General features: G+C 68.4%; 18 protein-coding genes and 3 pseudogenes. 12 read left to right on the top strand and 9 right to left on the bottom strand.

From position 1 onward, the window contains the following. The first annotated feature begins 482 nt into the window (after positions 1-482). Complete coding sequence (locus SM447_RS17560; RefSeq protein ID WP_474573886.1) at positions 483-1,568, top strand: extracellular catalytic domain type 1 short-chain-length polyhydroxyalkanoate depolymerase; 1,086 nt, start codon at positions 483-485, stop codon at positions 1,566-1,568. 185 nt (positions 1,569-1,753) lie between these two features. Here the strand turns inward: SM447_RS17560 and SM447_RS17555 are convergent, their stop codons facing one another. From SM447_RS17555 to SM447_RS17525, 7 genes are all read right to left on the bottom strand, one after another. Beyond that, positions 1,754-2,971: an iron-containing alcohol dehydrogenase gene (locus tag SM447_RS17555; protein WP_474573885.1), complete on the bottom strand. Its 1,218-nt coding sequence runs from the start codon at positions 2,969-2,971 to the stop codon at positions 1,754-1,756. Between the two features lie 135 nt (positions 2,972-3,106). Continuing rightward, on the bottom strand, positions 3,107-4,567 hold the full coding sequence (locus SM447_RS17550; RefSeq protein ID WP_474573884.1) for an NAD-dependent succinate-semialdehyde dehydrogenase: 1,461 nt from the start codon (positions 4,565-4,567) through the stop codon (positions 3,107-3,109). Positions 4,568-4,837: 270 nt separating this feature from the next. Further along, on the bottom strand, positions 4,838-5,914 hold the full coding sequence (locus SM447_RS17545; RefSeq protein WP_474573883.1) for an ABC transporter ATP-binding protein: 1,077 nt from the start codon (positions 5,912-5,914) through the stop codon (positions 4,838-4,840). Then, a complete protein-coding gene (locus tag SM447_RS17540; protein WP_474573882.1) occupies positions 5,914-6,981 on the bottom strand; it encodes an ABC transporter ATP-binding protein in 1,068 nt (355 codons plus the stop codon). The genes SM447_RS17545 and SM447_RS17540 overlap by 1 nt, the downstream gene beginning before the upstream one ends. Beyond that, positions 6,981-7,895 (bottom strand): carbohydrate ABC transporter permease, encoded by a 915-nt coding sequence (locus SM447_RS17535; RefSeq protein WP_474573881.1) that lies wholly within the window; start codon positions 7,893-7,895, stop codon positions 6,981-6,983. The genes SM447_RS17540 and SM447_RS17535 overlap by 1 nt, the downstream gene beginning before the upstream one ends. Beyond that, positions 7,895-8,803, bottom strand: a complete 909-nt coding sequence (locus SM447_RS17530) for a carbohydrate ABC transporter permease (RefSeq protein ID WP_474573880.1) — start codon at positions 8,801-8,803, stop codon at positions 7,895-7,897. Before SM447_RS17530 ends, SM447_RS17535 begins: the two co-directional genes overlap by 1 nt. 38 nt (positions 8,804-8,841) lie before the next feature. Next, a complete protein-coding gene (locus SM447_RS17525; protein ID WP_474573879.1) occupies positions 8,842-10,248 on the bottom strand; it encodes a sugar ABC transporter substrate-binding protein in 1,407 nt (468 codons plus the stop codon). Between the two features lie 344 nt (positions 10,249-10,592). On the opposite strand from SM447_RS17525, the gene SM447_RS17520 reads away from it, so the two are divergent. From SM447_RS17520 to SM447_RS17490, 7 genes and pseudogenes are all read left to right on the top strand, one after another. Further along, positions 10,593-11,330 (top strand): GntR family transcriptional regulator, encoded by a 738-nt coding sequence (locus tag SM447_RS17520; RefSeq protein ID WP_474573878.1) that lies wholly within the window; start codon positions 10,593-10,595, stop codon positions 11,328-11,330. A gap of 88 nt (positions 11,331-11,418) precedes the next feature. Continuing rightward, entirely contained in the window at positions 11,419-11,988 is a 570-nt protein-coding gene (locus SM447_RS17515; protein ID WP_474573877.1) for a DJ-1/PfpI family protein, read from the top strand. Positions 11,989-12,053: 65 nt separating this feature from the next. Beyond that, on the top strand, positions 12,054-12,854 hold the full coding sequence (locus SM447_RS17510) for an alpha/beta fold hydrolase (protein WP_474573876.1): 801 nt from the start codon (positions 12,054-12,056) through the stop codon (positions 12,852-12,854). A 311-nt stretch (positions 12,855-13,165) separates the two neighbouring features. Then, positions 13,166-13,690, top strand: a complete 525-nt coding sequence (locus SM447_RS17505; RefSeq protein ID WP_474573875.1) for an IS5 family transposase — start codon at positions 13,166-13,168, stop codon at positions 13,688-13,690. Then, a pseudogene (locus SM447_RS17500) lies at positions 13,654-14,100 on the top strand (polymorphic toxin-type HINT domain-containing protein); the annotation flags it as partial. The gene SM447_RS17505 and the pseudogene SM447_RS17500, both read left to right, overlap by 37 nt. A 295-nt stretch (positions 14,101-14,395) precedes the next feature. Beyond that, positions 14,396-14,704: a hypothetical protein gene (locus SM447_RS17495; protein ID WP_474573874.1), complete on the top strand. Its 309-nt coding sequence runs from the start codon at positions 14,396-14,398 to the stop codon at positions 14,702-14,704. A gap of 49 nt (positions 14,705-14,753) precedes the next feature. Further along, positions 14,754-15,205: pseudogene (locus tag SM447_RS17490) on the top strand (transposase); the annotation flags it as partial. 66 nt (positions 15,206-15,271) lie between these two features. Here the strand turns inward: SM447_RS17490 and SM447_RS17485 are convergent. Both SM447_RS17485 and SM447_RS17480 read right to left on the bottom strand, forming a co-directional pair. Beyond that, positions 15,272-15,373 (bottom strand): annotated as a pseudogene (locus SM447_RS17485) (RidA family protein); the annotation flags it as partial. Positions 15,374-15,457: 84 nt separating this feature from the next. Further along, positions 15,458-16,468: an Acg family FMN-binding oxidoreductase gene (locus tag SM447_RS17480; RefSeq protein ID WP_474573873.1), complete on the bottom strand. Its 1,011-nt coding sequence runs from the start codon at positions 16,466-16,468 to the stop codon at positions 15,458-15,460. Positions 16,469-16,800: 332 nt separating this feature from the next. Between SM447_RS17480 and SM447_RS17475 the strand changes: the two genes are divergently transcribed. From SM447_RS17475 to SM447_RS17460, 4 genes are all read left to right on the top strand, one after another. Further along, a complete protein-coding gene (locus SM447_RS17475) occupies positions 16,801-17,187 on the top strand; it encodes a hypothetical protein (RefSeq protein ID WP_474573872.1) in 387 nt (128 codons plus the stop codon). Between the two features lie 707 nt (positions 17,188-17,894). Then, on the top strand, positions 17,895-18,194 hold the full coding sequence (locus SM447_RS17470) for an acyl carrier protein (protein ID WP_474573871.1): 300 nt from the start codon (positions 17,895-17,897) through the stop codon (positions 18,192-18,194). Further along, positions 18,191-21,364, top strand: coding sequence for a type I polyketide synthase (locus tag SM447_RS17465; RefSeq protein WP_474573870.1), 3,174 nt, complete (start codon positions 18,191-18,193; stop codon positions 21,362-21,364). The genes SM447_RS17470 and SM447_RS17465 overlap by 4 nt, the downstream gene beginning before the upstream one ends. Further along, positions 21,351-24,698 carry a non-ribosomal peptide synthetase gene (locus SM447_RS17460; protein ID WP_474573869.1) on the top strand — a complete coding sequence of 1,116 codons (3,348 nt, stop codon included), beginning with the start codon at positions 21,351-21,353 and terminating at the stop codon, positions 24,696-24,698. Before SM447_RS17465 ends, SM447_RS17460 begins: the two co-directional genes overlap by 14 nt. Positions 24,699-24,700 lie beyond the last annotated feature (2 nt).

Raw genomic sequence — 24,700 nt, 5'->3', positions numbered from 1 at the left:
TCCGTCGCGACATCAATCCGGCCAATGTGATGATCACAACCGAGGGTGCTGTGTGCCGACTTCCCCGGAGGTCGCCCCGGTGGCGACGAGCCGCGCGATGTGGAGTTCGTGGGCGGTGAGGCGCGGCTGATGGGGCGCGTCAGGGCAAGTACCCTTGAGTCAACCGAACGGCCATGCCGCACAACAGAACGAGCATGTGGTGGAACCGACCGGCTGGACTGTAAGCTGAAGCGACAGTCCACCCGACCTCTGATCAGGTTGCTCTTCGCCAGCGGCGCCATGCCCTCGCTGCGGCCCCCGTTGCCCTGGAGGTCGACGACGGTGACCCGGACCAGCGAGATCGCACGGGGCCATTGGGGACCCGAGGCGGTCGCCGCCGCGGTGACTCGCACCGCAGCGGCGATCGTTGCCGCCAGCACCGCCAGCACCGCCAGCGTGGCCACTACCAGCAGGTGAGCGTCGACCGGCGAAAGGAACACTCAATGACGGCACCGAACCGGGCGCTCGAGTCCGATCAGCCGCGGCCCGACCGGCCTCGTCGGCGGCGATGGCCCTGGATCGCCTCCGGCGTCGTGCTGGTGCTCGTGGCCGCGATCGGTGTCGGTGCTGCGGTCTTCCAGTCTGGCCTGCCATGGTGGATGGGGGAGGGGGACCGCAATCACAAGTACGAAAGCGATGTGGGCTCCCAGCGCTACCAGGTTCACCTGCCGCCACAGCACGACGGCACGACCCGGTTGCCGGTGATCATGGCGATCCACGGGTGCGGGATGTCCGGGTACGGGTGGAACTCGATGAAGTTCACGACGCAGTTCAACGATCTGGCCGACCGTGAGGGCTTCATCGTTGTCTATCCGACGCAGCGCATGTTCCGCAGCGCGATCAACTGCTGGAACTCGAGTGACCCGCGGGAACAGCACCGCTACGACGGAGAACCCGCGCTGCTCGCAGGCGTGGCCCGGAAGGTGGTCGAGGATTACAACGCGGACCCGGAGCACGTGCACGTCGCCGGCGCGTCGTCCGGGGCGGGGGCCGCCGTCATCCTCGCGGCGACCTACCCCGACGTCTTCGCGACCGTGACGTCGGTCGCCGGTGGCGAGTATGGGCTGAACCAGGTGGACGCGGACGACCCCGGCACCACCCCGCCGAACTACACCGCACGTCAGGCGTGGTCCCAGATGGGCGACCGGGCGCGGCAGGTGCCGCTGCTCGTCATCCAGGGCGAGGAGGATGACGTCGTCCCACCGATCGTCGCCACTCGCCTCGTCGAGCACTGGACCGCGGTGAGTGACCTTGTCGACGACGGTCTGCTCAACGAGAGTTTGGACCTGGTCGCAGCGACGACGACGGTGCCCGCGGAACCGGGCAGGCATGCGTACACGCACACCACCATCACCACGCCGGACGGCAGGTCTGTCGTCGAGTCGTACCTCGTCCATGACATGGGGCACGTCTGGCCAGGCCCTGCCGGTGACGGCCTCTTCACAGATCGCGCCGGCCCGGACGCCAGCGCCATCGTCTGGGACTTCGCCCGACGCCACCCGAAAGGTTCACCGGGCACTGGGCGGTGATGCCTGGCCGGCGCGGCGTAAGCAGGCTCGGAGTCCGCGTGACCGAGCGTGAAGGCCGTACCCGTCGCAGGTTGATGACGGTGCGCTGTGGTGAGTGAGTTGCCGATTCCCGAGGGTGAGCGGCTCGCGGAGGTGGCTGCCAATGGCCGCAAGGGGCGGTCGGTCGCGATCCACTCTGCTCGGAGTCAGGACCGTCGGGTCCGATCGCCGGTCCAGGCCGCTTCGAGGATCGCGGTCAGGCTGGCGGTGTCGGTCGGGCCTGGATGGTTCCGGATCAATCGGGTGATGCCACTGGCCATCTCCGCGAAGCGCGGGAGGTCGGCGCGTGCCACGCCGATGTCGGCCAAGGTGGGAGGGATACCGATGTCGGCAAGGAGCCCGTCGAGCCAGGTGAGGAACGTGTCTGCGGACTCGGTCTCCGAGGCGTCGGTCACGTCGAGCCCGCACACCTCGGCGAGGATGGCCAGCCGGTCGCCGATGGCGTCCCTGGCCGCGTCCAGCGCGTAGGGCAGCAGCAGTCCGACGCCCAGTCCGTGCGGCGTGTGCGTGGCTGCGCCGATGGGGTACTGGAGAGCGTGTGGGGCCGCGTTGCCCGCGTGGGAAAAGGCGAGCCCGGCGAGCATGGACCCATAGGACATGTCCGCGCGCGCGTCCTTGTCGCCGCCGTCCCTGACGGCACGACGCAAGCTACGGGCGATCCGCTCCGCGGCCAGGAGCGCATAGTGGTCGGTGGTCGGGTTGCGGCCGAGGAACACCTGCTCCACCGGGTCGCGCGGTCCGTGGGCCCGGGGTCGCGCGGTGTAGCTCTCCACCGCGTGACAGAACGCGTCGATGCCGGAGTGAGCGGTGACGGTCGCCGGGCAGGTGTAGGTGAGTTCGGGGTCGACGATGGCGAAGTCGGGCACGATGTGGACGCTGGAAACCCCCACCTTCAGCTCGCGGTCCGGGTCGGTCAACACCGAGACGGGGGTGAGTTCGGAGCCGGTGCCTGACGTCGTCGGGACCGCGACGAGGGGAATCGTCGGCCCCGGCACCCTCGATTCGCCGTAGAAGTCGCGCGGCGTCCCACCGTGGCGCCGGATGACGCCGACGATCTTGGCGAGGTCGATCACCGTGCCACCGCCGATGGCGAGGATCACGTCGGCGTCCACCTCGGCGGCGACCGAGACGGCCAGGGCGACATCGCCGAGTGGCACGTCTGGAGTCGCGTCGGAGAACACCTCGACGACCTCGACCTTCTCCCGCACGGCGGCCACGATCCCGGCCACGCCCGGCTGCCCCAGAAGCACCTGGTCGGTCACGATGAGGACTCGCGAGCCACTCTCGGCCACCACTCGTGGGATGTTCTGCGCGACCCCTTCGCCCACTATCAGCTGGCGTGGTCCGCGGACGGTCTCAAGCATGTCGGTGCCTCTCCGGAACCTCGACGGCGATTTGCTGGGCGGACGTAAGGTCACCTGCGAGACCGGGACGGCGTCGGCGAGGTTGGCCGTCCGGGTGGTGCGGGCGTGCGCTGGGCGCCCGGAGCAGCAGACCTGTCACGGTAGGTCGATTGCTGCGTAGGTGAGGTCGAGGTACTCAAGGATGCCCTCGTGCGACCCCTCCCTGCCGATCCCGGACTGCTTCACGCCTCCGAAGGGAGCTGACGGGTCCGATATCAGACCACGGTTGATCCCGAGCATCCCCGTATCCAGCCCCTCGGTGAACCGGAGCGCCCGCTGCAGGTCACGGGTGAAGATGTATCCGACCAGGCCGTGCTCGGTGTCGTTGGCCTTCGCCATCACCTCGTCGTCGGACGTGAACGAGATGATCGGCGCCACCGGGCCGAAGATTTCGGTCTCCAGCATCCGCGCATCTGCGGGCACGTCGACGAGGACCGTAGGTGGGTAGAAGTGACCCGGCCCATCCGGACGGGCGCCGCCCACCAAGACCCGGGCGCCGCGATCGACCGCGTCGGTGACGAGCTCGTGGATCGTGGTCACCGAGGCCTCGTCGATCAACGCCCCGACGTCCACGCCATCGTCGAGACCCTGGCCCACCGAAAGCGCGCTCATCCGCTCGGCGAAGCGCGCCGTGAACTCGTCGCGCACCGGCTCCTCGACGTAGATCCGGTTGGCCGCGACGCAGGACTGCCCGGTGTTGCGCATCTTGGCCACCATGGCGCCGTCGAGCGCGACGTCCAGGTCAGCGTCGGCACACACGATCAAGGCCGCGTTGCCGCCCAGTTCCATGGAGGTGCGCAGCACGTTGTCCGCAGCCTGTCGTAGCAGCACGCGTCCGACCTCGGTCGACCCGGTGAACGAAAGCTTGCGGGTTCGACTGTCGGCTAGCAGTGCGGAGACCATTTCGCCGGCACGCTTGGTGGTCACCACGTTGACGACGCCCGGGGGAACGCCGACCTCCTCCATGATGCGAGCCAGGAGCAGCATGGTCAGTGGCGTCTGGGCTGCTGGCTTGGTGATCGTCGTGCAACCTGCGGCCAGCGCAGGAGCGATCTTGCGGGCACCCATGGCCAACGGAAAGTTCCAGGGCGTCACGAAGACGCATGGTCCGACCGGCTTCGGCACGGTGAGGATGCGGTATCCCCCTGCGGGAGCGGTGCTGTAGCGCCCCTCGACGCGCACCGCCTCCTCGGCGAACCAGCGGAAGAACTCGGCGCCGTAGGCCACCTCTGCCCGCGCCTCGGCGAGCGGCTTGCCCATCTCGAGCGTTATCAGCCGGGCGATCTCCTCGGATCGGCCGGTCAGTGCCCGGTACGTCGCGGCCAACAACTCTGACCGCTTCCGCGGCGGGGTCGCCGCCCACTGCGCCATTGCCCTGCTCGCCGCGTCCAGAGCGGCGAGCCCGTCGACGACGCCGGCGTCCGCCACCTCGGCGATGGTCTTTTCGGTGGCTGGGTCCTCGACGGCGAAGGTGGCTGCGCTTGCGGCGTCGCGCCAGGAGTCGCCGATCCGGAGCCGCCGGTGCTCGGGGGCCAGGACGTTCATCGGGTCACTCATTGCGTCGCCTCCTGCGATCTTCTTGGTCTGGCGTGTCTATGCGATCGCGCTGTGCGCATAGCCGGGCGGGTCACCCGCCCTCGTGGGGGGCGAGGGCGCCGAGCGGGTCGAATGTGGCAGTGGCCCCGGTCTGCCGGGCGACACCCCGCGCCACCGAATTGCCCCTCGGCCACGGCCGGCTCAGCGTCGTCAGGGCGTGCTCAGTGGTGACGGTCCGCCGAGTTTCGATTGCCGCGCGCGGGCGCATGGTGCCGTCGCCGCCTGGCGTGGTTACCGCCCAGCCTCGGCCAGCGACAGCCCGGTGCCCGCATCGAACAGGTGCGCACGGTCCAGGTCGACCGTGACAAGCAGCCGCTCGCCCGGCGTACCGGTGACGGTGGGTCGTGCCTTGACCTTGAGGATCGTCGTCCCCACTCGGACGTCGACCACCGTTCGGTCACCGAGCGGCTCAAGCCCGTAGAGTTCCCCCGACAACGACGCGTTCCCACGCTGCTCGACGGACAGGTCCTCTGCGCGCAGGCCCAGCAGCAGCGCCTGACCGTCCTCAGCCGTGGTCCAGCGGGGCCGCGGCAGCGTCCAGCCTTCCGCACCGACCAGACGATCTCCCTCGGCGCGGCAGGCGAGCAGGCTGATGGGCGGACTCCCGACGAATCCGGCGACCCACTGGTTGGCGGGGCGCTCGTACACCTCGGTCGGCGTCCCGACCTGTTGCACCTTCCCCTCCTTGAGAACCGCGACCTGGTCGGCCATGGACAGGGCCTCGACCTGGTCGTTGGTCACGTAGACGAAGGTTGCTCCGAGGCTGCGGTGAATGCGGGTGAGCTCGGTGCGCATCTCGACGCGGAGCTTGAGGTCGAGGTTCGTCAGCGGCTCGTCCATGAGAAATGCGCGCGGGTGACGGACCAGCGCCCGGGCCAGGGCGACACGCTGCATCTCACCGCCCGACAACTGCGCCGGACGACGCTGCAGCAGCCGTTCGATGTGCAGCAGGTTCGACATCCGCTCGACGGCGGCGGCGATCTCACGGGAAGAACAGCGGCGTGCCCGCAGCGGCGAAGCGATGTTCTCGTACGCCGTGTGTCGCGGGTAGAGGGCGTAGTTCTGGAAGACCATGGACAGGTCGCGCGCGGCCGGGGAGTCACCGGTCGCGTCCCTCCCGTCCAGATGCACCGACCCGGCGTCAAGCTTTTCAAGACCGGCGATCGCTCGCAGGGTCGTCGTCTTGCCAGCCCCGGAGGGCCCGAGTACGACGAAGAACGAACCGTCCGGCACATCCAGCGTCACTCCGTCCAGGGCCTGGACCCTGCCGAAGGACTTGCACAGCCCGTGCACTGCCACGGTTCCCATCAGGCCACCCGTTCTTCCGTGCTCACGTCGTAGACCGCCGGGGTCCTGCCGGTGTGCCGTAGCCCGACCGGTGCGTCAGCGGCGAAACGGACAGCCGTTGGCATCCGGACCCGTACGTCGCGCCGGCCGCCGTGGTCAACCACGTAGATGATCTCGTCACCCAGCCACTCCACCGAGACCACGCGGGCCGGGACCGAACCGTCCGCCCCCGGTTCGGTGACTTCCAGCGCCTCCGGCCGGACACCGGCGACCAGGCGACGGTCGCGCGGCAGACCTGGCGGTGGTGTGAGGACCAGTCCGCCCTGACTGCGCAGCTTCCCGTCGGCCACCTCCACTTCGATCAGGTTCATCGGCGGGGAACCGATGAATGCGGCGCAGAAGAGACTCGCCGGCCGGTCGTAGACTTCCAGCGGCGTGCCGATCTGCTCGACACGGCCCTTGTTGAGGATGGCGATCCGGTGACCGAGCGACATCGCCTCGACCTGGTCGTGGGTGACGTAGACCATCGTCGCCCCCAGTTCCCCCTGCAGATGCTTGATCTCCGTGCGCATGTCCGCCCTCAGCTCCGCGTCCAGATTCGTGAGTGGCTCGTCCATGAGGAATGCGCGCGGTCGTCGCACCAGGGCGCGAGCAAGTGCGACGCGTTGCTGCTCCCCGCCGGACAACTGGCGCGGTCGTCGGTCCAGCAGCGGACCGAGCCGCATCAGCCGGGCGGCCTCGTCGACCCGCTTGTGCACCTCCGCCTTGGGTAGTCCCTCGGCCCGCAGGGGGAACGCCAGGTTGTCCCGGGTTCTCAGATGCGGGTAGAGGGCGTAGAACTGGAACACCATGGCGATGTCGCGTTCGGCGGGCGGCAGGTCGTTGACCAGTGTGTCGCCGATGCGGATGTCGCCCGTCGTCTGCCTCTCCAGGCCGGCTATGGCCCGCAGCGTGGTCGTTTTGCCGCAACCCGACGGGCCGAGCATCACGAACAGCTCGCCGTCGCCGATGGACAGGTCCACGTGATCAACCGCGACCGTGCCGTCCGGGTAGCGCTTGTGCAGGGCGGTCACCTCGATGCCCGCCATCAGCGTCGCACCGCCCCGAGCGTCACACCGGCGACGAGGTGCTTGCGCACCAGGTAGGCGAAGACGAGCACCGGTAGGGCGAACACCACGGAGGCGGCGGCCACGAGACCCCAGTCCGTGGTGGTGCCACCGATGAGACCGGCGATGGCGGGTGGGGCGGTCCGCACGTTGTCGCTGGAGGTGAGGAAGATGGCGAAGACGAACTCGTTCCACGAGAAGATGAGCGCGAAGACCGCCGTCGCGGCGATGCCGGGCACGAGCAGGGGAAGGGTGAATCGCCGGAAGGCCTGCAACCGGGTGTAGCCGTCGAGCATGGCGGCATCCTCGTACTCCGCGGGCACCTCGTCGACGAACCCCTTCATCATCCAGATCGTGAACGGGACGTTGAACGCGGTGTAGATGAGGATCAGGCCGAGCTTGCTGTCGATGAGTCCGACCTGGCGGTACATGAGGAAGATCGGGATCACGACCACCACGGGTGGCATGAAGCGGGTGGACAGGATGAAGAACAGCTGGTCCTTCTTGGCCTTCACCGCGAAGCGCGAGTAGGCCCAGGCCGCCGGGACCCCCAGCACGGTGGCCAGCAGCGTGGAGACCCCGGCGACCACGGCGGAGTTGAGAAACGCGACGGACAGGTCCGAACGACCGCCGCCGGGGGCGACGAACACGTCCTTGAAGTGGTCCATGGTGACCGTGAAGCCGAAGAACTGAGCCGGAACGGCGTAGACGTCCCGGTTCTCCTTGATGGACGTCTCGATCATCCACAGCACCGGAAAGAGCATCACGACGGCCAGCGCGGTCAGCAGCGCGACCTCCAGCACGGAGCGGCCCCGGCCGCCCAGGCGGCGCGCGGGGGGCGTGCGATTCCGGGCAGGACGACCTGCGGACACGGCCTCGTCGACGGAGACGGCCATCAGCCCTCCTTGAGCTTGTTCAGGTAGCGCAGGTAGAGCTGCGTGAGGACGATGACGACGAGGACCATGAGGACCCCGTACGCCGAGGCGGTTCCGGTGTTGAAGCCCAGGAACGCGACCTTGTAAACGTGGAACGACAGCGTCTCGGTGGAGACCCCCGGGCCTCCGTTGGTGAGGATGTAGACCAGGTCGAACAGCCGGAAGGCCTCGATGGCCCGGAACAACACGGCGATGAGGAGTAGCGGCCACACCAGCGGAAGAGTGATGGTGCGGAACCGGAACCACTCGGACGCCCGGTCGATCGAGGCGGCCTCGTACAGGTACTTGGGCACCGCGGTGAGGCCGGCGAGCGCGATGAGCATGATGAACGGCGTCCACTGCCAGGTGTCGACCACGATCAGGGAAATCAATGCCGTGCGCTGCCGGGTGAGCCACTCCACCTGCCCGAGGCCGATCGAGCCGAGCAAGCTGTTGATCACGCCGAACTGCGCGTCGAGCATGAATCGCCAGAACAACCCGACCACGACCGGCGACAGCATCATGGGCACCAGGAACAGCGTGGTCAGCAGTCCTCGCCCGTGCGTGCGCCGGGAGATCAGGTAGGCGATGGCGAAACCGAGCACGGTCTGCAGGGTGACCGCGCCGACCACGTAGATCAACGTCGTCAGGGCCCGCTGGTGGACCTGCGCCGAGGTCAGGATGGCGGTGTAGTTCCCGAACCCGACGAATCGGGGGGACCCTCCGCGGGTGGCCGAGTAGTCGGTGAAGGACAGGTACAACGCCCACAGCAACGGGAACACCGACATGGCGAGCAACAGCAGCAGCGCGGGGGAGATGAAGGCCACGGCGAGCCCGCGGTCGCTGAGCCGGCGGGACCGACCCGGTGCAGGTGGCGTCGCGGACGCCACCTGCCCGGGGTGGTCGGTCGTCAGAGGTACGGGGTCACTCACAGTCCGCCGCCGCCCCTGCGGTTGCTGGAGTCGAGCACCGCCTGCTGCTCCTTGGCGATGTCGTCGAGCGCATCCTTCGGACTCTTCGCGCCGTTGAGAGCCGCGTTCACGTTGGTGTTCTCAATGTCGACGAGACGCGCGTACTCGGGCACGTTCCACATGTCCCGCATCCGTGGCACCGAGTCGGCGTACACCTGGTTGAACGGCCCGGCGTTGAGGAACTCCGGCGACTCCAGGGCGTCCGTACGCGCTGGCACGCCACCGGCCGCGGCCCACTTCTTCTGGATGTCGGCCCGCTCGAACCACTTCATGAAGTTCAGCGCCTCAGCCTGGTTCGCCGTGGGGGAGTAGGCCGATATGTGCATCCCCATACCGCCGAGCGGGACCAGGTTGGTCTTCTGGCTCGGCAGGGTGGCGAAACCCAGCTTGTCGAGAATCTGCTCCCGGGTGCTGCCGAGCGTCGACTGCTTCGGATCGAGCAGGCCGCCGCTCGCGGCGATCCAGTTGAACGCGATGCATGCCTTGCCCTGGGCGACCGCCGCGTTCACCTCGTCGATGAACCAGTTGCCGGAGCCCTTGGCGGTAAGCGGCTTCATCTTGTTGACCAGGACGTCCATCGCTTCCTGGCCGGCAGCGTCGTTGAGGACGCCCTCGATCTTGCGCGTCTTGGCGTCCCAGAGGTTGCCGCCGTAGACGCCGTTGACCGTGTTGTAGGTTACGGCCGCGGCGTCGGAGCCGTTGGCCTGGTGGAAGGCCAGCCCGCTGACGCCCGGGTTGTCCGCCTGGCACTTCTCGGCGACTGAGATCATCTCATCCCAGGTCTGCGGCGGCTGGTCGCCGATCAGGTCCTTGCGGTAGATCATCGTCCAGGTGTCGCCGAGCAGCGGCAGTCCGTACAGGCTGGCGTTCTCGTCGCGCTGGCCGGTCTCCGCCTGCGGGAACTGGCCGTACGCCGCCAGGAGGTACGGGTTGTACGCCTCGACCTCGATGTTGTTCTTGACGAAGTCGGTGATGTCGAGGATGTTGCCGTTCGTCACGGCCTCACCGATGTGTTGCGAGTCCAGGATCGCGATGTCGAAGTCGGTCTTGCGCGCGGCGAACTGGGTGAACATCGCGTCGTGCCAGTTCGCGTTCGGCACGGTGTTGACCTTGATGGTCGCGTTCGGCCGCTCCTTCTTGTACTCCGCGTTCGCGAAGGCTTCCAGCGCCTGGGCGGGGGGCCAGTCGAACCAGATGAAGCTGAGGGTCAGCGGGTCCGTGGTGAGCTCCGGGATGGTCGCCGGCGCCTTCGGGGCGCTCGCCGTCCCACCGCCGTCCTGGCCATCGCCGCAAGCCGCCACGGTCGTGGCCACCAGCAGCATGGCCGCCGTTGCCAGCTGCACCTTCCGCCCGGGAACGGACATTCGCCCCATTCGCTGTGGATGCCGCATCTTCTCGCCTGCTTTCTGGGTGGGGACTTCTAGAACCTCGCTATGTGCTGCGCCGACCAGTTGCTGGGTTGTTCAGGCGTGCTGCCGGGTTGGCGCGGTGTCGCCCCGCAGGCCGGCGTCACGAGCACGCCGCGATTTACTGGATCTTCACGCCGTCGAGGAGTCCTTCGGCCCGTCCGCGGACCGGGGGTGAACCGAGCAGGATGGCGGTTGTACGCCACTTTTCCTATACGATCCGGCTGGGGCGTCAGCATGTCGCAGAGTTGTGACTGATGTCAACAGGTTCCGGAAGACGCAAAGAAGGGCCTCACGTCACGATGGACGACGAAGGAACGATCGCGCGGGGCCGTCGGGCCGTGACGGGCGGTACGTCGCCGGGAAGAGCCGGCGGCAGGCTCGCCGACGAGGTGTACGACACGCTGCTCGGACAGCTCATGTCGCTGCGGATCGAGCCCGGCTCCCGCGTCACGATCGACGTCCTGGCGCGAGAACTGGGGGTCTCGCAGACGCCGATCCGGGACGCCCTGAACCGCATGGAGGCCGAGGGTCTGGTCGTGCGGGTGCCCCATGCCGGCTACCGCATTCCACCCCAGATCACCCGTCAGCGGTTTGAGGACATGCTCGAGGTTCGCCTGCTCCTCGAGCCGGCGGCGGCGCGCAGATCCGCCGAACGCGCCTCCGTGGAGCAGGTTGCCGGTCTGCGCGGGATGCTGGCGGAGATGGCGGAGCTGGAGGGGGGCAACGGCCCGACGGCCTACGGCGCCTTCGGTCTACGCGACGCCGCTTTTCACGATCTCGTCGCGCTGAGCGCGGAGAACCAGGTCATCCGGGAGGCGCTCGCGCGCCTGCACAGCCACGTGCATCTCTTCCGGTTGCACCACGACGCCCAGGTCACCCACCTGGCCATGGCCGAGCACGAGGAGATTGTGGCCGCGATCGCCGCGCGCGATCCCGACGCCGCCGCGTACGCGATGCGCCGCCACATTCTGCGGTCCGGCGAGCGTTTCCGGCGATTGTTCGACGAGGCCAAGGACGCGGTGGCGGCGGAGGCTTGACGGGCGGTCTGGGCCGGGGAATGCTAACCAAATCGGATCGGATCGGATTGGATCTACCTCACCCGCCCCCAGACGCGAGGAGAAGCAGGTGCCCAGAGCGCTGCTCCTGACCGGCGACGCCGCCGAGGAACTCGACACCATGTATCCCTACTACCGCGTGCAGGAGGGCGGCTGGGACGTCGACGTCTCGTCACGGACGAGGCGCGACGTGCAACTGGTCATCCACGAGTTCGACCCCAACTCCGACGCCTACGTGGAGAAGAACGGTCGGAAACTGCCGGTCGACGTGCCCTGGGCCGAGGTCGACGTCGAGCGCTACGACGCCCTCATCATCCCCGGGGGTCGGGCCCCCGAGTGGATCCGGGTCGACGCCGACGTCCGGCGTATCACCGAGCACTTCTTCGCGCGCAACCTCCCCATCGCACTGGTGTGCCACGGCGCGCAGGTACCAGCGGTGTACGGGCTGCTGAAGGGTCGAAAGACGGCGTGCTTCCCACCCATCACCGGTGACATAGAGAACGCGGGCGCGACGGTCATCGACGCTCCCGACGTCGTGGACGGCAACCTCGTCTCCTGCCGGGGGTGGCCCGACATGCCGCAGTTCGGCAGGGCGATGATGGAGCTCTTCTCGAAGTCCGTCAACCCCGCATCGGCCTGAACACCTGGCGTGCCCCGGTGACGGCACTTCGGACCGTTACAGTCGACGGCTCTCCCGTCCACTTCTTGGAGAGTGGCACCGGCCCCGCGGTGCTGATGCTGCACGGCTCCGGGCCCGGCACTACCGGATCCGGAGCCTGGGCAGGGACGGCGCAGGCGCTGGGCACGTCCTGGCACCTGGTGGCGCCTGACCAGGCGGGGTTCGGCCGTACACCTGTCCCGGCGGGAGCCAGGGGTGGGCTCCGGCTGTGGACGGAGCAGGCCGCGGGCCTGATGGATGCTCTCGGTATCGGGTACTACGCCGTGGTGGGGCACTCCATGGGCGGTGCCGTGGCGCTGGCGCTGGCGGCCGCGCGCCCCCAGCAGGTGACCCGTGTCGTGGCGGTCTCGACGATGGGCGCCCCCGGGGCACCGCTGTCCGCCGAACTCGACGCGATCTGGGCCGCGCCCGCCAGCCCGGTCGGGGCACGGGACATGCTGAGTCGCCTCGTCCTCGACCAGACGCTCGTGACCGATTCGGCCGTCGACGCCCGTGCCGCCGCGATGCGAGCGGGGGCGGCGGCATTCGCGTCGTTGTTCCCTCCGCCCAGGGCACGATGGGTCGACGAACTCACCCTCTCGGCACGAACGCTGGCAGCGGTTCGCGCGCCCGTGCTGCTCGTGCACGGTGCCAACGACCGGGTCACCCCGCTCGGGACGGCAGTCCAGCCCTTACTCGAACACCTGGCCGATGTCCGTCTGCACGTGCTCGGCCGATGCGGGCACGTGCCGGCGATCGAGCACCCGCACGAGTTCAGGCACCTGCTGGCGAACTTTCTCCGCCGGGACCGCTGTGACTCAACCGGCATGCGGGCAGCCGCGCCATAGGTTCCGGGCGGTACGGGCGGTACGGGCCGCCGGGCATGTGGAGGGGCGCCGCCGACCGACGACGCGATCGCCCGGGACGCTGAGACACGGCTAGCAGGCTAGGCAGTTGCTCTACGTGATGGCTGTGTGTGAGATATCCACTTAGGTGCGATCTGCCCTGACAGGATGTGACCGCTCTTGTGCTCTCGGCTTAGGGCGTGTTTCAGAAGTGGAGATCGTCTGGTCCGATGTCGGCGTGTCGGTGATCGATAAGGGGCGAGGTCTCCGGTAGGTGGTTCAACGACCAAGAAGAACCCAGTACCGGAGACCTCGTGGCCACCTTAGCGGTGACGAGGCGACACGACCTGACCGATGAGCAGTGGGCGGTGCTGGAGCCGTTGTTGCCCAGGCGGCGTCGGTTGGGGCGTGCGCCGAAGTGGAGTAGGCGGCAGTTGATCGATGGGATCCGGTGGCGGATGCGGGTCGGTTCGCCGTGGCGTGATGTTCCCGCGGTGTATGGGCCGTGGCAGACGGTGTATGGGTTGTTCCGCCGGTGGCAGCGGGCCGGGGTGTGGCAGGCCGTGTTCACCGCGGTGCTGGCTCGGGAGGATGCTGCGGGGCGTATCGGGTGGGACGTGTCGGTGGACACCACGGTGACGCGGGCGCATCAGCACGCCGCGGGTGCCCGCCGCGACGGCAAGGCTCAGGTTGAGCCGCCGGGTGGGGTGCAGATCGAGCCCGCCGATCATGCGATCGGTCGTTCGCACGGCGGGTTGAGCACGAAGCTGCATCTGGCCTGTGAGCAGGGCAGCCGGCCGCTGGCCATGATGCTTTCGCGCCAGGCACGTTGGTGTTGATGGCGGACGGTTCGGTGCGGCCGATCGAGACGCTGAAGCCGGGAGACAGGGTCGTCGCGACCGATCCCGAGACCGGGAAGAGCACGGTCGAGGAGGTCGTGGCCACCCACATCAACGTGGACGTCGAGTTGACCGACCTCACGCTGGCGACTCCGAGCGGCGGCGAGGTGTTGGTCGAGACCACGGCGAACCACCCGTTCTGGAGTCGGGACCGTTCGGCCCGGGTTGACGCGTCCGAGTTGCGTGCCGGCGAGTCGATGATGACCAGCGACGGTTCACCGGTCACCGTGGCCACGGTAAAGTCCTACCTCGGCCAGGAGGTCATGCACGACCTCACCGTCAACCAGATCCACACCTACTATGTGCTCGCCGGCACCACACCGGTCCTCGTCCACAACTGCGATGATCCATGGATGGCTCCGGAAAGCTATATCCATGTCGACAAGTATCATGGGCCAGATGCGAAAGTCGCAGGAAAGGGAAAGTTCGACCAGGGTGTCGACTGCGATGAGCTCGCAGACGAGGCTGCGAAATTCAAGCCGCAGCAGCAAACGAACGGTCGCTGCAACCGAGTATGTTCGCTGCCTGACAACCGCATCATCGGCAAGGACCAGAATGGCTTGCCAACCAATGTATATGCCGTTGTGACCGAAGAGAATGGCCGTTGTGACAATGCATCCTGGGCTGCCGAATTGAGGTATGGGGATGGCTCTCGCATTCCATGTTGAGGACCAGCTGCACAATCGTCGAACAACATTCTCGGACGACCCTGAGAACTCGTTTCTGGGTTTTGCTCGAAGGCTGGCTTCGCGTGGTAGCCGGGTATTCGACATAATTGATCCCTACGCCGACGCCATGTTCAATTACATCCAGTTGGACTGGATGATCAGGGAGATTGAAAAGGCAATGCATGAGGCGATGGCGCCGGCGGAGAGAACTATTGCATTGAAAGTATACAATGCGGCACGAGAGGCTAGGAGCTTGAGTGGCTATCTTTTCGTAGAAGGCGATTAACCTCTCGTCTTCGAGAATGCTGGGTGTGAGGTGGTCGAGAACGTAAAGTGCCGACACCGTGCCCCGCGATTCCCGCGGCTACGATGCCGGCAAGAAGATCAATGGCCGGAAACGGTTCATCGTCACCGACACTCTCGGCCTCCTGGTCACCGTCTGGGTCCTCGCCGCGTCCTGGCAGGACCGCGACGGCGCCAAAGGCGCCCTACTTGCACCTACGCAGCGACCCCCATCCGGCATGTCTTCGCCGACACCGGCTTCGCCGGCCGCCTCGTCGACTGGGCCCGCGACCTGCTGCGCACCACCGTCGAGATCGTCCGCAAACCCGCCGACCAGCGCGGCTTCGTCGTACACCCCCGCCGCTGGGTCGTGGAGCGAACCCTGGCCTGGATCACCGCCCACCGCCGCCTGGCCCGCGACTACGAGACCTACCCCAGCACGTCCGAGACTATGATCCGAATGGGTCGCCCTCGGCGGCATGCTCCGCCGTCTCACACGAGGTGAACCCGCCACACGCCAACAATGCCGCACCTTCAACACACCCGACTGACAGCAATGTGAAACGCGCTCTCAGTCCATGACGGCGGTGGCCTCGACCTCGACGAGGTAGTCGGGGCCGGCGAGAGCGCTGACGCCCCGCCCGGTGAACGGCGGGACCGGAGTGACTTCGAGTACTGAGGTCAGTCTGGTGCCGCTCAAGCACGATCGCGTACTCGCTCGCCCTGGCAGTTACCGGCCCTTCGTATCCGACGCAGGTCAGTCCTCGGCTGGCAGGAGTACGTCGGTCAGTGGGCGGCGGGGCGTGGCGGCAGCAGGACGGCCGTAACCGACGCGCAGGATGATCTGCGCCCAGATGCCCTTGGTGGTGTCACTCAGGAGCTTGCGGATGGCGGGGATCTCCACCGGCTGGCTGATCGGTGTGGTGGCCAGGTTCAGCCACGTGGCGGTCAGCAGGACCCGCTGCAGTGCCTGCCCGGCGCGGAGCCAGCTTGCCCGGTCGTCGCCTGCGGTGGCCAGCACCATGAGCGTGGGATACGGCTCGAATGCCTCGGCGGCCCTGGTCAGTTGGGGTTGCAGCAGACCGAAGTCCCGGATCGGCATGATCTCAAGGGCATCCCAGGGTCCGATCGCGGATGGTGGTATGCCGTCACGGTGCGGGGTGCGGTGGGTGGTCCAGCGGGCGAGCTCCGCGCGGTACCCACCGGCGGCACGTTGCCGGCGGTCGGCGTCCTGGGACAGGCCGATGATCGCGTTGCGGCTGGCCGGATTCGCCACCGTGAGTACGGCACGCTCGCGGCGGGCGGCGTCGACGAGATGCTCCAGTGCGTCGGCGGGGACGGCGGACGAGGCGAACGGATACCGGTTGGTGTGCCGGTGGGGGATCGCCGCGATGAGCGCTTCGTCGGCGGTGCTGGGTGCCGAGCGATGCTCGGCGGTCACCCGCGCCACCAGGTCAGGCTGCCGATCATCGGGGAAGGCGCTGACGGCCGGCAGGTAGCCGGCTCCGCGCAGCGCGAGGCCGAGCGTGAAGCTGGCCGCGCCGACGCTGATCAACAGTTCCCGGCCGTTCGGATCGAGGACGTCCAGTTGCCGACGCCGGTCGGCGTACACGTCCACCGTGCCGTCGCCGATGCGAAACAGCCACGGCTGGCTGTTGTGCAGCGACGGCGCGGCGGTGGCCATGTGCACGCATTGCTCCAGCGTCGCCCTCATGGGCACGGAGTCGTGCCGGGAGGTGTCCTGTCGCGTACTGTTGCCGTTCGTCATGGCCCCTCCCGGCACCGAGTGGCGTCCGCATCTGTGAACGCCCCTGTCGGCGTGCCGTCGTCCGCGTCATCGTCAACGGCCGCTCACCGTCAGCATCGGGGAACGGTTGTGCGGTGGGAAGGGACTTTCGGCCTTGGTGGGGTCCCCACATCCCCGCGGTCGGGGGTCGACCGAACCGAGGGCGGTCCCGCCGGTGGCGACCGCCGATTCATCGCCTCACGGCAACATGGCGCAGTGGCGTAGCCTCCTGGAGCCGTCGTACGGGAGGCATCATGAACAGAACGGTTGATCGCCACATCGCGGGTGCGTGTGTCGCTTGGGGAGTGTTCGTCGTGCAGGCACCCGTCGTCTACGCCGGACTGCTCGTGTACGCGTGGAACACCAGTGGGGATCCGGGTGGCCCATTCGCTCTTCCGGCGCTCTGCTGTTCGCTGTTGTTCTTGGGCGCCGTGGTGGTGCCGTTGCTGGTCGTGCCGGCGGGCTGGGTCGGCGAGATCTCCGCGAAGAGCGGACGGCTCTACGTGAAGTTGCTGGTCGCGCTCGCCGTTGCCGCGGTGCTGGCCGCGATCTACGTGGCTGGCATCGCAGCGTTGACCGACGGACCGACGATGGCTGGCACACTGTCGGCCTGCCTGGCCGGCGCGGGCACTGTGCTCGGCCCTACCGCGGCCTACGTCGTCGTGGCGCACCGCAGGCTGAGGACGAGTTGGGCTGGGTGAAAGCCCGCGAGCGGTGGTCCCGGACGCGTCCGTCGCGAACGCACGAACGGGTCAGGCAATGAATAACTCATACCTGCCGGTATGAGCTTTGGCGCTAATCATCGCAGGATGCCGCCCCGGATCTGCGCCGGCCGTCAAAAAATCACGCTAAAGCGCGCTGGGGGTTAACCGCGCCGTTACAGAGAACGGCGTGGTGGCGGACATTGCTGGGGTCTAAGCGGTTTCATGGACTCGGTCGGGTGTGCGCGTATATACCCGAACCGATCTAGCGCGGGCCCATGGTAACAGGATCTCTCGCTCTTTCAACCCTGTATTTCTCGCTCGATGGCCTTGTACGCTCCTGTCGTACCTAAAGGCCCTTGATCGTTTATTCGATCTGCATGTTTTCCCTGCTCACGGGCCATTTTACGCAACCAGAGACGCGTGGAGATGGCCCATTAGCATGTCCGTATTGACCTGTATCGGAGCGGCTGCCCAAGTCGTGAAAAACGCATAGTCCGACGCTGGCTGAATCGACCGTAGCCGGCCACTCCCTACCCTTATGAACACTTAGCGAATAGGTAAAGCGCATGCATGATGCCGCTGCGCGCGCCTCGCGCGTACCCGTCCCCGACGTGCCGGCAGAGGCCCCGAAAGGAACCCCTTCCTCGGCACTCCCGAACGCCGCTGAACCGGCCCGTGCCGCCGGCGAGCTATACGACAGGCTGGTGAGCACGCAACCGGGTCGGCAGCGGCGGAAGCTGATGACGGCGTTTCTGGTCGAGCAGGTCGCACGGATCGCCGGTGTCGCCGCCACCGAGATCGACGAGACGCGGCCCTTCGTGGAACTCGGCCTGACCTCGCAGGCGATCGCCGAGCTCGCGGAACGCCTGCGAGTGGCGACGGGGGCGGAGCTGTCGGCGACCGTCGGTTGGCGGTACCCGTCCATCGCTGCGCTCAGCGACCACGTGGCGGAGCTGATGGGTGTCCAGCTGGATCGCGCGTCCGAGAGCGTCGGGCAGAAGTGAGCGGGGACCAGCGAACCGATGTCGCGGTCGTCGGTGTGGGTTGCAGGTTCCCGGGCAACGTCCGAGGTCCCGAACAGTTCTGGGAGTTCCTGCGGACCGCGGGGGACGGCATCAGTGAGGTTCCACCGGACCGCTGGGACGTCGACGAGTTCTACTCTCCGGAGCCTCAGGTCCCGGGCCGGATCAGCAGCCGTTGGGGCGGCTTCCTGGACCGCGTCGACGTCTTCGACCACGAGTTCTTCTCCATCTCGGAGCGGGAAGCCCAGCTGATGGATCCGCAGCACAGGATCTTCCTCGAATCAGCGTGGGAGGCGTTTCAGGACGCGTCGGTCGATCCGACGCGTCTGGCCGGCACCCGGACCGGGATCGTGCTCGCGATGACCGGCATCGAGTACGCCGCCCAGGTCTTCAGCGACCTCGGTCGGATCTCCGCGTACTCGGCCCTGGGGACGCTGCCCAGCATGGCGGTCGGCCGGTTGGCCTACCTGCTCGATCTGCACGGACCCGCCACGGTCGTGGACGCCGCGTGTTCCTCGGCGTTGGTGGCGGTCCACCGGGCCTGCCGCGACCTGCAGACCGGCGATGCGGACATGATGGTCTGCGGCAGCGTCAACCTGCTGCTCGGCCCCGAGGCGAGTATCGCCCTGTCCCAGCTCAACGAGTCGTTCGTGGGGGACGGGCGGATCAAGGCGTTCGACAAGGACGCCGACGGCTTCGTCCGGGGTGAGGGCTGCGGCGTCCTGGTGCTGAAGCGGCTGGAGGACGCCGTACGCGACGACGACCCGATCCGGGCGGTCATCGCCGGTTCGGCCGTCAACCAGGACGGCAGGGGCGCCGGGCTCACCGCCCCCAACGGAGCCGCGCACCGAGACCTCATCCGTCGAGCGCTCGACGACGCGGGTCTGGAGCCCGCCGAGGTCGGCCTGATCGAGGCGCACGGAACCGGCACCAAGCTGGGTGACCCCATCGAGGCGCAGGCCCTTGCCGAGGTGTTCGCGCGCGACGGCGGGCCGGCACTCTTCCTGGGGTCGGTCAAGTCGAACATCGGGCATCTCGAGACCGCCGCCGGCATGGCCGGCCTCATCAAGGCCATCCTCGCCGTGCAGAAGGCGATCATCCCGCCGACCCGCAACTTCTCCGAGTTGAACCCGAGGATCAACCTGGCGGGAAGTCCACTGCGGATCGCCACCCGGCCCGAGGACTGGCCGGACCTGCCCGGCGGCCGGGTGGCCGGGGTGAACAGCTTCGGCCTGAACGGCACCAACGCCCACGTCGTCGTCCGGGCGGCGCCGCCTCGCGTCCGCCGTGAGCCGGCCACTCCGCGCCCGGTCGCCACGCTGGTGCTGTCGGCGAAGACGGTGCGTGCGCTGACCAAGACCGCCCGGCGTCACCAGGCCTGGCTCCGCGACGACCTCCCACTCGACGCGCAGTGCGCCGCCGCCGCCGTCGGGCGCACGCACTTCCGGCACCGCCTGGCCGTGTCCGGCCGGGACGCCCAGGAGGTACGCCGCTCGCTGGGCGAGTTCGTGCGGGGTGACTCGTCCAGCCGCCTGCTCGTCGGGCAGGCGGCGAAGGACCCGGAGGTCGCCTTTCTCTTCAGCGGCGCCGGCACCTACTACGACGGCGCTGCCCGTGGCCTGCTGCGGCAGGTGGGAGTGTTCCGTGCCGCGGTGGAGGAGGTGGACGCCGTGGCGAGGAAACTGGCCGGTTGGTCCGTCCTCGAAGCGCTCGAACGACCCGCGGTGGTGGACGAATCGGAGGCCAGGACGGAGCACCAGACGCTCCGGCTGTTCGCCATCGAGTACGGACTGGCGACCACCTGGCGGTCCTGGGGTGTGGAGCCGGCGGCGCTGATCGGCCATTCCCTGGGGGAGTACATCGCCGCCACGTTCGCCGGTGTCCTGGATCTGGAGCAGGGTCTCGGGCTCGTGCTGGAACGGTCACGCCTGCTCGACGGACTGGACACGCCGGGCGTGATGGTCGGGGTGTTCGCCGGGGCGGACGAGGTGGCGGCCATCCTCCGCGCTCATCCGGAAACCGCCGACGTCGCGATCTCGGCCGTCAACGCCCCCACGCAGGTGACGTTGTCCGGGGATCCGGCGGGAATCGAGCAGGCCACGCGCCTGCTCCGGGGGACCGGGTTCGAGGTCCGTCAGGTCGCCGCGAACCGGTCGGGCCACAGCCCACTGGTCGAGCCGATCCTCGGACCGCTGCGCGACCACTGCCGAGGACTGCGGATGGCCGCCCCGGTGATTCCGCTGGTCTCCAACGTCACCGGCAGACCGCTGCCGTGGGACCGGGCGCCGGAGCCGGAGTACTGGTGCGACCACACCCGGTCGCCGGTGCGCTTCGCCGACGGTGTGGCCTACCTGGCCGACCTGGGGATCTCCACGTTCGTCGAGGTCGGGCCCGGCGCCGAGCTGCTCGGCATGGCGCTGGGCAACTTCGCCGCCGGCGACGACGTCCTCATGGTGCCCAGCCTTCGTCGGCGCCAGGAGGACGTGGGGGCGATCAGCAGCGCGCTGTCCCGTCTGTACGTGCGTGGTGTGGACATCGACTGGTCCGAGTTCCATCGTGGGGTCGACCGCCATGGGGTCACCGCCCCGACGTACCCGTTCGAGCCGGTCAGGTGCTGGCACGGGATCGACTCCTCCGCCCGACGTGCTCCGGCGGTCGACGCCGTGGCCGACCGGACCGGCGCGCCTCGTCCGGACGACGGTCCCGCAGCCGTACCCGGCGGCGTGACGGCGGCCGCGGTCTTCGCGGTCACCCGTGACCAGTTGTCCAGCCGCTCGCCGAAGGAGGCGAAGGACCTGCTCGTGGAGCAGCTCACCGCGGCACTCACCGCGGCCATGGGCTTCTCCGGCGCCGGGATAGACCCCGACGCCACGCTCACCGAACAGGGAGTTGATTCGCTGATGGCGATCGAGCTGCACAACGCTGTCCAGGGCGCGCTGGCGGTCGACCTCACCATGACCGACTTCCTGCGGGACGCCACGGTCGGCGGTCTGGCGTCGGCCATCCTCGCCAAGATCGAGGAAGCGAGCACGGGGGAGCCGGATCCGGCCCAGACCCCGATCACCGTCGTCGACCGCCGTCAGCTCCTGGCGGAGCAGCTGCTCAGCCGGATGGGTGCTGAGGACTCGGGGTACGTGCATGGAGACGTCTGACTTCCAGGAGCGCCTCGCCCGGCTGACGCCGGAACAACGTGCGCGCTTCGACCAGATGCTGGCCCAGCAGGACCAGAGCGTCAGCTTCCCGCTCTCCGTCCTGCAGGAGGGCATGTGGTTCCTCGAACAACTGCAGCCGGGAAACCCCGCCTACATCGGCGTCTCGGCGGTGGAGGTCGTGGGACACCGCCTGGACGTGGACGTCCTGGAACGGGCCTTCGAGCAGGTGTCGCGGGTCCACGAGGTGGCGCGAACGAGATTCGCCGTTCAGGACGGCCGCCCGGTCCAGGTGGTGTCGGCGCCGGCGAAGGTGTCGATTTCGGAGATCGACATGCCGGACGCCGACGACTCCGCCGTGGCCGCCCGGGCGTGGCAGGTCGTGGCCGCGGAGGGTTTCGACATTCAAGCGGCGCCGCCGCTGCGCTTCGCGGTCATCCACACCAGCCCGCAGCGGTCTGTGCTCGCCGCCGCCGCGCACCACCTGCTCTTCGACCGGCAGGCGTTCGGGATCCTGCTCGGGATCCTGTCCGAGGCCTACCTGGCGCTGCTCGACGGCAGGTCCGCCGACGTCGTCGCGCCGCGGATCCAGTACGGCGACTTCGCTGCCTGGCAGCAGCAGCAGCGGGCCGGTGACGCGTGGGCCAAGGATCTCGGGTACTGGCGCCGGGAACTCCAGGGGGCGCCCGCGTCGCTCGACCTCCCGGTCGACCGGCCTCGTCCGCTGGTGCAGGGCATGCGGGGCGAGCAGGTCCCGGTGTCGTTGACGGCACAGCTGATGGACGGCATCGCCGGGCGGGCCCGGGAGACGGGCGCCACCCCCTACATGGTGTTGCTGACGGCCTTCATGATCGTCCTTCGTGGCTGGAGCGGACAGGACGACATCGTGGTCGGCTCGCCGGCTTCGAGCCGCGACCGGGCCGAGCTCGGCGGCCTGCTGGGCTACTTCATCAACGCGTTGCCGATCCGGGCCGTGATCCGCCACGACGACAGCGTCCGGGCCGTCATCTCCGCCGTGCGGCAGGCGTGCCTGGGCGCCTACGAGTACCACGACGTGCCGTTCGATCTCGTGGTGGCGGATCTCAACATCCCGCGCGATCTCAGCCGTACCCCGCTCTTCCAGGCGAGCTTCACCTATGGACGCGAGCCGGTACCCGGCACCGGCTTCGGAGGTCGACTCAGGCGGCTGGAGACGCCCAGCGAGGGATCCCGCTTCGACCTCGAACTCCAGGCGTTCCACCACGACGCCGATCTCGCGGGATGGCTGGAGTACGACCGGGATCTCTTCGACCGGGCGACGATGGAGCGGCTCGTGCGCCACTTCCGGAACGTCTGTGCCGAGATCGTGGCCGACATCGACCGACCGGTCGACGAGGTCGATCTGCTCGACCCGCGGGAACGCCGTCAGCTCGTGGCGGAGTTCAACTCCATCGACGCGCCGTGGACCGAGGATGCCCGGTGGGTGGACGAGTGCGTCGCCGAGCGCGTGGCCGACCAGCCAGGGCGGACGGCCGTCGTGTTCGGGACGGAGGAACTCACCTACGCGCAGCTCGACGAGCGCGCCAACCAACTGGCCCACGCGTTGATCGCGGCCGGGGTCGACCGGGACCGGATCGTCGCACTCGCCCTGCCCCGCGGCATCGACCTCGTCGTCGCGGTGCTGGCCGCCGTCAAGGCGGGCGGCGCATATCTGCCGCTCGACCTCGATTCTCCGCCGACACGCATCGCGGGGATCGTGGCCGAGGCGCGTCCGGTCGTCCTGCTCACCCAGTCGGCGGAGACGTCCCGGCTGGCCGGTCTCGACGTTCCCGTCTGGACCCTGGACAACCTCGGCGACCGGCTCGCCGGGATGCCGGCCACCCGCCCGGAGGTGACCCACGGTCCGGACGACGCCGCCTACGTCATCTACACCTCCGGGTCGACGGGCCGGCCGAAAGGCGTGATCAACACCCACCGTGGGTTGCGTAACCGGCTGTGGTGGATGCAGCACGCGATGCCCATCGGTGCCGCGGACCGGGTCATGCAGAAGACCCCGTACACCTTCGACGTGTCGGTGTGGGAGTTCCTGTGGCCACTCATGACGGGTGCCGCGATCGTGGTGGCGGCGCCCGGCGGTCACCGCGACCCGGAGTATCTCGCGTCCGAGATGCGGCGGACCGGGGTGACGACGGTCCACTTCGTGCCGTCGATGCTGCGGGCCTTCCTCGACTCGGTGGGCGAGGTGCCCGCCACGGTCCGCCGGATCATCTGCAGCGGAGAGGCCCTGAGCGTCGACCTGCGTGACCGGATACTCGACGCCTCCGACGTCGACCTCTACAACCTGTACGGGCCGACCGAGGCCGCCATCGACGTGACCTGGTGGGACTGTCGCAGGGAACCGCGTACCCCGGTGGTTCCGATCGGGAGACCGATCGCGAACACCCAGGTTCACCTGCTCGACGAACAGGGCCGGCTCGTCCCGCTGGGGGCGCGCGGGGAGATCTGTCTCGGGGGCGACAATCTGGCGCGCGGATACCTCGGGCGTCCCGAACTGACCGCCGAGCGCTTCATCGAGAACACGGTCGACCCGGCACGCGGTCCGCGGCTCTACCGGACCGGGGACCTCGGCCGACGTCGCGCCGACGGTGTAGTCGAGTACCTGGGGCGGCTCGACGACCAGGTGAAGCTGCGCGGCCAGCGGATCGAACTCGGTGAGATCGAGTACGTGGCCGTGCAGCACCCGGCGGTGTCGGCGGCGGTCATCGCGCTGCGGGAGGTCCGGCCGGGCGACGAACGTCTCATCGCGTACCTGGTGGCCGCCGGTGGTGCCGACCGGGACACCGAGTCGGTACGCGCTCACCTGCGCGCCCACCTGCCCGACTTCATGATTCCCGCGCACACCGTCTGGCTGGACGCGATGCCGCTCAACCGGAGCGGCAAGGCCGACCGGAAGGCGTTGCCCGACCCGAACCTCGCCCGCGAACAGACCCGCAGTTACGTGGCGCCCGCGGATGACCTGGAGGAGCGGATCGCGACGCTCTGGACCGACGTTCTCGGCGTCGACGAGGTGGGACGCGACGACAACTTCTTCGACCTCGGCGGTCATTCGCTGCTCCTCACCAGGCTGCGAGATCGGCTGGCCGCCGAATTCGGTCACGAGGTGGGCCTCGTGGACCTGTTCCAGAACCCGACCGTTGCCTCTCTCGCCCGCCTCCTCGCGGGCGGCGGGGCCGACGCACCCGCCACGGTCGCGGATCGCGCGGCGGACCGGGCCGCGAGACGCCAAGGGTCCCTCGCCTCTCGTCGCGCGTCCGCGGCGCGACGAGCCGCCGCCACCAGCACACGAGAAGGTTCATGAAT

Source organism: Micromonospora aridisoli (genome assembly GCF_056150025.1).
Note: the sequence above shows the minus strand (reverse complement) of the source record. Positions and strands in the feature narration are given on the sequence as shown.

Coding starts and splice junctions, on each gene's coding strand:
- SM447_RS17560 (WP_474573886.1), top strand. CDS start 483: ATGACGGCACCGAACCGGGCGCTCGAGTCCGATCAGCCGCGGCCCGAC.
- SM447_RS17555 (WP_474573885.1), bottom strand. CDS start 2,971: ATGCTTGAGACCGTCCGCGGACCACGCCAGCTGATAGTGGGCGAAGGG.
- SM447_RS17550 (WP_474573884.1), bottom strand. CDS start 4,567: ATGAGTGACCCGATGAACGTCCTGGCCCCCGAGCACCGGCGGCTCCGG.
- SM447_RS17545 (WP_474573883.1), bottom strand. CDS start 5,914: ATGGGAACCGTGGCAGTGCACGGGCTGTGCAAGTCCTTCGGCAGGGTC.
- SM447_RS17540 (WP_474573882.1), bottom strand. CDS start 6,981: ATGGCGGGCATCGAGGTGACCGCCCTGCACAAGCGCTACCCGGACGGC.
- SM447_RS17535 (WP_474573881.1), bottom strand. CDS start 7,895: ATGGCCGTCTCCGTCGACGAGGCCGTGTCCGCAGGTCGTCCTGCCCGG.
- SM447_RS17525 (WP_474573879.1), bottom strand. CDS start 10,248: ATGTCCGTTCCCGGGCGGAAGGTGCAGCTGGCAACGGCGGCCATGCTG.
- SM447_RS17520 (WP_474573878.1), top strand. CDS start 10,593: ATGGACGACGAAGGAACGATCGCGCGGGGCCGTCGGGCCGTGACGGGC.
- SM447_RS17495 (WP_474573874.1), top strand. CDS start 14,396: ATGGCTCTCGCATTCCATGTTGAGGACCAGCTGCACAATCGTCGAACA.
- SM447_RS17480 (WP_474573873.1), bottom strand. CDS start 16,468: ATGACGAACGGCAACAGTACGCGACAGGACACCTCCCGGCACGACTCC.
- SM447_RS17460 (WP_474573869.1), top strand. CDS start 21,351: ATGGAGACGTCTGACTTCCAGGAGCGCCTCGCCCGGCTGACGCCGGAA.